General features: G+C 28.6%; 7 protein-coding genes. 3 read left to right on the top strand and 4 right to left on the bottom strand.

The window, feature by feature from the left end:
- From ACTHW2_RS09365 to ACTHW2_RS09355, 3 genes are all read left to right on the top strand, one after another.
- Positions 1 to 120, top strand: a 120-nt coding sequence (locus ACTHW2_RS09365) for a DNA-binding domain-containing protein (protein WP_442263673.1), incomplete at its 5' end; no start/stop codon positions are given.
- Positions 121 to 263: 143 nt separating this feature from the next.
- The gene (gene gltS / locus ACTHW2_RS09360) at positions 264 to 1,493 is read left to right on the top strand and encodes a sodium/glutamate symporter (RefSeq protein ID WP_442263672.1); all 1,230 of its coding nucleotides are present in this window, start codon (positions 264 to 266) and stop codon (positions 1,491 to 1,493) included.
- A gap of 255 nt (positions 1,494 to 1,748) precedes the next feature.
- Entirely contained in the window at positions 1,749 to 2,627 is an 879-nt protein-coding gene (locus ACTHW2_RS09355; protein WP_442263671.1) for a cation diffusion facilitator family transporter, read from the top strand.
- A gap of 173 nt (positions 2,628 to 2,800) precedes the next feature.
- Here the strand turns inward: ACTHW2_RS09355 and ACTHW2_RS09350 are convergent, their stop codons facing one another.
- The 4 genes from ACTHW2_RS09350 to ACTHW2_RS09335 all read right to left on the bottom strand — a co-directional run.
- Complete coding sequence (locus ACTHW2_RS09350) at positions 2,801 to 4,102, bottom strand: M18 family aminopeptidase (RefSeq protein ID WP_442263670.1); 1,302 nt, start codon at positions 4,100 to 4,102, stop codon at positions 2,801 to 2,803.
- 144 nt (positions 4,103 to 4,246) lie between these two features.
- Positions 4,247 to 4,396, bottom strand: a complete 150-nt coding sequence (locus tag ACTHW2_RS09345) for a (2Fe-2S)-binding protein (RefSeq protein ID WP_442263669.1) — start codon at positions 4,394 to 4,396, stop codon at positions 4,247 to 4,249.
- A gap of 28 nt (positions 4,397 to 4,424) precedes the next feature.
- Positions 4,425 to 5,882, bottom strand: a complete 1,458-nt coding sequence (locus ACTHW2_RS09340; RefSeq protein ID WP_442263668.1) for a VanZ family protein — start codon at positions 5,880 to 5,882, stop codon at positions 4,425 to 4,427.
- Positions 5,883 to 6,003: 121 nt separating this feature from the next.
- The coding region (locus tag ACTHW2_RS09335; RefSeq protein WP_442263667.1) for an FtsW/RodA/SpoVE family cell cycle protein at positions 6,004 to 6,785 on the bottom strand (782 nt) is incomplete at its 5' end.

Below are 6,785 nucleotides of genomic sequence, written 5' to 3'. Positions count from 1 at the left end.
ACTCTTTTATTTGACTTTAAACAAGTACGAAATGAAATGAATTATATAAGCGGTAATTCTAAACATAGGGGTAAAATAAACATAAAAAAATTTATAGAAGGTATTATTTCTAAATTATAGTTCAATTTATCAAACAAATGAATCTTATAATCAAATCTTTTTCATATTTTATAATTATTTTTGTAATATTATGTAGTTTTTCGTAGGATGGAGTAGATTAAATATTATAATACTTTTAATCGATAAACTAAGGAGGCAAAAAAATGATATTACAATTAGATATGGTGCAAACCATTTCATTGGCAGTAATACTACTTTTACTAGGTGAACTTCTAGTTAAAAAAATAAATTTTTTATCTAAATATTGTATACCAGCACCTGTAGTAGGTGGTCTTATTTTTGCAATATTAGCATTAATACTTAGACAAACAGGTCTTATGAACTTTGAAATGGACACTACACTTCAAACTCTTACAATGACAATGTTTTTCACATCAGTAGGGTTTAGTGCAAGCTTTAGATTACTTAAAAAAGGTGGAATAAAACTCTTTATATTTCTAGGACTTGCAGTCACACTTGTAGTACTTCAAAACGTAGTAGGTGTAGGACTTGCTAAACTATTCGATCTTGATCCCTTACTTGGACTAGCTACAGGATCAACTCCTATGACAGGTGGACATGGAACAGCCGGTGCTATCGGTAAACTTATTGAGAGAGCTGGAATAGATGGTGCAAATAGTATAGCTATAGCTGCTGCAACATTTGGACTTATAGCTGGTAGTATGATAGGTGGACCAACTGGAAAAAGATTAATAGAAAATAATAATTTAATGAAGGATAAAGATGCTAAGCATGATAATTCTAACAATGATACCGCTGATAATATTTCCAGCGATAAAACTGAATCTTTAGAAAAATCACCATCACTATTGATACCTCAGAGGTTTTCCTCAGCAACTTTTCAAATTCTAATAGCCATGGGGATAGGAACTATAGTTTCAGCTTTACTGGAAAAAACGGGACTTACATTTCCAGCATACATAGGAGCTATGCTTGTAGGAGCTTTAATTAGAAATATTTCTGATTTTACTAACATATTTGAAACTCCAATGACTGAAATTAATATTGTTGGTGGAATTTCCTTATCACTATTTTTATCAATGGCACTTATGACTTTAAAATTATGGGATTTAGCTGAATTAGCAGTACCATTTATAGTTATGTTATTAGGCCAAGTTTTACTTATGTTCTTATTTGCAAACTTTGTTACCTTTAATCTACTTGGTAGAGACTATGATGCAGCAGTATTATCAGCTGGTCACTGTGGATTTGGTCTTGGAGCGACTGCAAATGGTATAGCTGTTATGGATTCTGTAACTGGTTCATATGCACCATCTCCAACAGCATTTTTTATATTACCACTTATAGGAAGTCTATTTATAGACTTTATTAATATAGGGGTTATAACAACCTTTATAAATATATTTGGTTAAATCTAAAAAAACCTTACAAAAACTTTTAAAAGTTTTTGTAAGGTTTTTTTAGATAGCAATTTTATATTAACTTATTGCACAATATCAGTATGAATACTATAACTATTTATATTAAACTTATATTTCTGATAGATTATAAAATTTAGTAATATTTTTATTTTCAACAATAATATACATCTATAATAAAAAATCGTTTTTAGGGTATATTTTTACTAATGTTATTTTTATTTTTTAACAACTTGGAGGAAATAAAATATGGATAAAAAACAAAATAAGGAAAATTCTAATATAAGGTTAGCCTTTTTCTTAAATTTAGGATTTACTATTGTAGAAATAGTAGGTGGAATCACGATCAACAGTATAGCTATTATATCAGATGCAATACATGACCTAGGTGATACCCTTTCTCTAGGGCTTGCTTGGTTTTTAGGGTATTATTCTGAGAAAAAAGAGGATAAAAATTATACTTATGGGTATAGAAGATATTCACTTTTAGCAGCACTTATAAATACTACTGTTCTTATAATCGGTTCATTTATAATATTTTATAATGCAATACCAAGGCTTTTTAACCCTCAAAGCACTAACGCCACAGGAATGATAGGCTTTGCAGTGCTTGGTATACTTGTAAACGGACTAGCGGTCTTCAAAACAAAGGGCGGTCACTCCTTAAATGAAAAAGTAGTTAGTTGGCACTTATTAGAAGATGTACTAGGTTGGATTGCTGTATTAGTCGTAGGAATTATAATGTACTTTAAAGATATTCCAATATTAGATCCTATACTTTCTATAATAATAACTTTTTATATACTTTATAATGTAATAATTAACTTTAAAAAGACAATTTTACTCTTTTTACAAGCTGTTCCTGAAAATATAGATTTAAATAAGATCATAAAAAGGTTTGAAAAAATAGATAAAGTAATAAGCACCCATCATACCCATATATGGTCCCTAGATAGTGAATATCATGTTTTAACCACTCATTTAGTAGTTGATAAGTCTGCTAGTTTAGATGATCTAATAAAAATAAAAGAAGAAGCTAGAAAAAAGATACAAGACTTAAATATGGAACATATAACAATAGAATTTGATTTTAATGAAAAAAATTGTACACTTGGTAAAAAGCTTTAAATAAGTTAATTATTTTATCATATTAAATAAATATTTTAGGATTTTTCTTATTCTTACTTATTAATTTCAAAGCTTTCATATATCAGGAAAATATATTTCTATCAATATTAATTTTTCATAATAAAAAAGCTACTTCCTATTGATTTTTAGAAGTAGCTTTTTTTATTTGTATTTTATAATCTATAAAACTCTTTAAAAGATTTATATACATTATAATGGTCTAATACTCCACCTAGTTCCCTTATAGAGTGCATTGCTAATATTGGATTTCCTATGTCTACTGAGGCAATATCTAATTGACTTGACGATATAGGTCCTATAGTAGAGCCTCCTTTTTTATCTGACCTATTTACAAATTTTTGTATAGGTATATCTATAGACTTACAAATTCCTTGATAAACTGATGATGACAAGCTATCTGTTGTATATGCCTGGTTAGCAGCTAATTTTATAGCAGGCCCCCCATTTATTACTGGTCTATTTGTTGGATCATTTTGATCTATATAATTTGGATGAAGAGCATGGGCTTGATCTGCTGAAATCAAAAAAGAATTAGCTAAAGCTCTATAAAAATCTTCTTTGCCTTCTCCTAAAGCAAGTGTTATTCTTTCAAGCACTGTTCTTAGCATAGGACTTGCTGCTCCTTGTTTAGTTCTGCTACCAACTTCTTCATTGTCAAAACAAACTAAAACATTTGTAGCATCTCCCACTTCACTATCAATAATTCCATTTAATCCTGCGTGAACCATAGCTAAATTATCTAATTTCCCTACAGAAATAAATTCTTCATTTAATCCTAACAAAGAACCATTTTCTACTCCATATAAAAACAATTCAAAATCTAAAATAGACTCTACCTTTATATTTAGTTTTTTAGAAATTAATTTTATTAAAAAGTCATCTTTTTCAAACTTGTCATTTATATTGGATAATAAAGGCAGTGTATGAGTTTGAGCATTTATTTCCACACCTTTATTTACTTCTCTATTCATGTGTATTGCTAAGTTTGGTATTATTAAGACAGGTTTTTCTATATCAATTAATAACTCTTTGGGTTTAAGAGGGTTTTCAGTTTTTACACTTACTCTTCCGGCAATAGATAGGGGCCTATCAAACCAAGTGTTTAGTATAGGTCCACCATAAACTTCTGTATTTAGTTTTAAATATTTATTTTCTACTGTCATCTCCGGACTAGGCTTTATTTTAAAGGTTGGTGCATCTGTATGGGCTCCTACTAGTTTAAATCCATCCTCTTTTATTTCACCTTTGCCTATTTTAAAAGCTATTATTGCTGAATTGTTTTTACTAGTATAATATTTTCCTTCTTTTTCTAAAGTCCATTTATCTTGTAGATTAATTTTTTTAAATCCATCTTTAACAAGTGTTTCCTCTACATTTTCAACTGCATGAAATGCACTTGGACTTTTATCAATAAACTCAATTAAATCTTTTGCAAACTCTTTTTCCTTTGTCATTTAATCATCCTTTTTCTCTCATAATCTATTGTTCTTAACTTATTAGTACCCATTTTTATTTGAAATTAATAGTCTTTAAAAAGGTCACTTTTAATTTATTTTCTTCTTATATTTTTCTAATAACTTTAGAATATCTTTAGCACATCAGGTTCCCTTAGGATGAAATTCTTTACAATTACCTATAGTACAAGCTCCAGTCATTCTTTTTATATCTGGAAGATTTCTAGCTCCATTATTGATAGCATCAATTATTTCTTCCTCACTTACATTTGAACAATAGCATATTATTGTCATAATTTATCTCCTTTAAAATAATATAGGCTTATAAGGCAGGCATAAGTAGTAGATCTTCTTTTCCATTTAATTTTACATCCACTGAATATATGGGTTGGTAATATCCCTTTGTATCTAGTAAATAACCAAGTTTCATATCTTCTATATCTAGTTTTTCTATTTTTTCAGAATTATAGTGAAATTTGAACTTTCCTTCTTCTATATCATTATATATCTCTTCCTTACTTTTAATTCTTACATTCTTTAACTTCTTATATTTTACTATATTGTTAGCTATAGATTTTAAACTATCATCATTGTAATATTGAACTGATAAGACCCCATTTGTTAGATAGTCACCTTCTACATAGTTTTCTATAGTCCATTGAAATGTTCCAAGCTCATGTGAATCACCCGGTTTACTAAATACAGCAGACTTAGGTACAGATATATCAAATTCTGCTAATCTCTCTAAGACAGTTTCTTTATCTGTATCTATTCTTGCTATGCCCTCATCAAAACTTGAAAAGTCTGTATAATCATAGCTTCCATCATTAAAATAAAACCACATATGATATCCAGGATTTCCATCAGATCTATATATTGCCATATCTCCATAAGAATCTACTCGTAAGTCTTCTTCGATATTCTTTTCTTTTAAAAAACTTCTAAAGAAGTCTTCACCAGTATTTATATTATAAGTTTCGGCTTTATATATTGGAGCTTCTTCTATACTATATTTGTTATTATCATTTAAATATATTTCTTTATTATCATTACTTATTTCAGTATTTAAACTCAAATCTATATATTTCATATCAAGCTTGTAATTATAAGCTATAAAAAGATTGCCAAATTCTTTTGCATTGTATGCTCCAACTATTGATATAGATAAAATTATAACCATTATCAGTGGAATAAGATATATTGCTGATCTTTTAAAGCTTTTAGTTCTATTTTTTTTAGCTTCTACAAAGGAAATAATAGCCATAACTATCCCATGGCCAATAAGTGCTCCAACCATATTATTAAATATATCATCTAAATCAAATACTCCGTATCCAGTTAAAAGCTGCATTGTCTCAATTGTTAATGTTAATAAAGAGGCCGCTCCAAATGTCCACTTAAATTTATAAAATCTTTTATTTATAAGTGGGAGTAATATTCCAAAGGGTACAAGCATAATGATGTTTAAAATAATCTGTAACCAATCTATAGAATTAAAAGAATTCCAGGCTCCCCTATAAGTACTTAAGAAATGCAAATTTGAATCACCATACAACCTAGCTCCCCTACCTATAAAGGTAACTCCTATAACCATAATTATGTATCCAATGAAGCAAAACCAAATAAAAACTCTACCTTTGCTTAAATTTTTCTCACCATTTAAAGCCTTTTTATATATTATAAAGTATATGATTCCTAAAATTACTGCTAATATAGCCACTAGTATAAAAGCTATATAAAAGTTGTCTTGTATGATTCTAATTGCGTCTTGTATTCTCACCTTAGTTTCCTCCTATTAGACTTTAGTAATTTAGATACCTCAATATATTAATATATTGAGGTATCTAAAAAATCTATGTATTCTACGAAACTTGAACATAAACCCTTTAAAACACTATTCTTTATTTCAAATTTAAATCTATTATAATCTTGCCATCTACTACTTCAAAGAATTTATCTCTTCTTCCTTGTCTTTCTAATAAATTATCCTTTACTAGATCACCAGATTTAAAAACAGAAAGCATTATACCTATTAAGATCATATTTATAACTATGGAGCTTCCACTATATGCAATAAATGGTAGTGCCAATGGTGCTATGAGTACAATACCCAGGTTACTTATAATATAAAAAACTACTTGCATTGTAAAGGTAATTAAAACAGAGGTAGAAATTAATGTTCCCAGCATACTTTTTTGTTTAGATGACAGAATAAAGCTACGAACGATAAATGTTGTTACTACTCCAACCACTACAAGAAAAGCTAACCAACCCAATCTATGGATTAAAAATGTTAGTATATAATTAGTATTAATTTCCGGTAAAATTAAAGAGGCTTCTATTGCCTTATTTTGTCCAATCAGTTTAGAACTAGCTAATATTTCTCTTATATTTGTAACAATCCAGCCAGATCCCATTTTATCACTCGCTGGGTCTATAATATTTAGAAACATCTTCATTCTATAAGAATTATTAACTACCGCTACTAAAAATACTGTAGACGATAGAATTGTAGTTGGAATATATACAAGTAGCAAGGCTTTTAATTTATTGACATTAAACCATCCCTTTGCAATTGCAATTGTAAGAAGAATTAAACAAGATAAGGAATATAAAATTACACTTGCTGTACTTGCTGAAGTTAAAGCTATAAATAAAGGTATAGCAAAAAATAGACCACTAT

This window comes from Tissierella sp. (genome assembly GCF_052089545.1).
Lineage (GTDB): Bacteria > Bacillota > Clostridia > Tissierellales > Tissierellaceae > Tissierella_A.
Note: the sequence above shows the minus strand (reverse complement) of the source record. Positions and strands in the feature narration are given on the sequence as shown.